Source organism: Streptomyces sp. NPDC127197, assembly GCF_042672405.1.
Lineage (GTDB): Bacteria > Actinomycetota > Actinomycetes > Streptomycetales > Streptomycetaceae > Streptomyces > Streptomyces flavusporus.
The window spans coordinates 1-1,771 of sequence record NZ_JBHXVG010000134.1 but is presented as its reverse complement, the minus strand read 5'-3'; the positions used below and the strand labels follow the sequence as shown (position 1 = coordinate 1,771).

The window sequence follows — 1,771 nt, the reverse complement described above, 5'->3', positions numbered from 1 at the left end:
GGCTGGTCGACGTGGAGGGTGCGGGGGAGCAGGCCATGATGCATGGCCATGACCATCTTGATGACACCGGCGACGCCGGCGGCGGCCTGGGTGTGTCCGATGTTGGACTTCACCGAGCCCAGCCAGAGCGGCTGTTCGGCGGGGCGGCCCTGGCCGTAGGTGGCGAGGAGGGCCTGGGCCTCGATGGGGTCACCGAGGGTGGTGCCCGTGCCGTGGGCCTCGACCGCGTCCACTTGATCCGGGGTGAGGCCGGCGTTGGCGAGGGCCTGCCGGATGACACGCTGCTGGGAGGGGCCGTTCGGCGCGGTGAGACCGTTGCTCGCGCCGTCCTGGTTGACGGCCGTACCCCGGACCACGGCCAGAACCCGGTGCCCGTTGCGCCGCGCGTCCGACAGCCGCTCCAGCAGGAGCATGCCGACGCCCTCGCCCCAGCCGGTGCCGTCGGCGGCCTCGGCGAAGGCTTTGACCCGGGCGTCGGGTGCGAGCCCCCGCTGCCGGCTGAACTCCACGAACATGCCAGGGTTGGACATGACGGTCGCACCGCCCGCGAGAGCGAGCGAGCATTCGCCCGAGCGCAGTGACTGCGCGGCCATGTGCAGGGCGACCAGCGAGGACGAGCAGGCCGTGTCGACCGTGACGGCCGGGCCCTCCAGGCCCAGCGTGTACGCCACCCGCCCCGACGCCACACTGGGCGTCGTTCCCGTCAGCACATAGCCCTCGATCTCCTCGGGCGCTTCATGCAGCCGGGGGCCGTAGTCCTGTGCCGTCGCACCGACGAAGACACCGGCCTTGCTGCCGCGCAGCGACTTCGGATTGATGCCGGCCCGTTCGAGGGCCTCCCAGGAGGTCTCAAGGAGCAGCCGCTGCTGCGGGTCCATGGCCAGGGCCTCGCGCGGCGAGATCCCGAAGAACGCCGGGTCGAAGTCGGCCGCGTCGTGGAGGAAGCCGCCCTCGCGGGTGCAGGACGTACCGGAGCGGTCCGAGTCACCGTCGTAGAGCGCTTCCAGATCCCAGCCACGGTCGGCGGGGAACGGCGAGACCGCGTCACCGCCGGCCGCAAGCAGCGCCCACAGCTGTTCGGGCGTGCGTATGCCACCCGGGAGGCGGCAGCTCATGCCGACGATGGCGATGGGGTCGGAGTCGGCGTCGCTGTCCGGGGCGGCCTTCACCCCCTGCGCCGCCACCGCTCTCCTGTCGCCCGCGAGTTCACTGCGTACGTGTCGCGCAAGCAGCTCCGGGGTGGGGTGGTCGTAGAGCGTGGACGACGGCAGTCGTACGCCCACCGCCCGGCCGAGCGCGGCACAGAACTCCACCGACATGAGCGAGTCGAAACCGAGCTGCTTGAACGGCGCGTCCACCGCGACCTGTTCGGGACTGTCGTGCTCCAGCACGGCGGCGATGTGTCGTCGTACGAGATCCAGCAGCTCCCGGTCCGTCTCCTCCTCGGACAGTCCGGCGAAGGACGCCGCGGGACCGGCTGCCTGCGGCGCGGCCTCCGTGTCCTCCTCGTCCGCGACGGTGTCGGCCATGTCCCCGGGCCGCCCGGCCTGCGCACCCACCGTCTCCTTGAGCCAGTAACGACGGCGCTGGAACGCGTACGTCGGCAGCTCCACGCGGTACGGAGCCGAGACGTCCAGATCGGTGAGGACGTCCTGCCAGACGATCTCTGTGCCCGCGACGTGGAGTTCGGCTGTGGCGCGGGTGATGGCGTGGGATTCGTCGAGGTTCTTGTGGAGGGCGGGCAGGAGGAGGGTGTCGGTGCGGGTGGTGG

General features: G+C 71.4%; 1 protein-coding gene. It reads right to left on the bottom strand.

What is annotated here, in order from left to right:
* A partial coding sequence (locus ACFVJQ_RS45920) for a beta-ketoacyl synthase N-terminal-like domain-containing protein (protein ID WP_385791956.1) occupies positions 1–1,771 on the bottom strand: 1,771 nt, incomplete at both ends.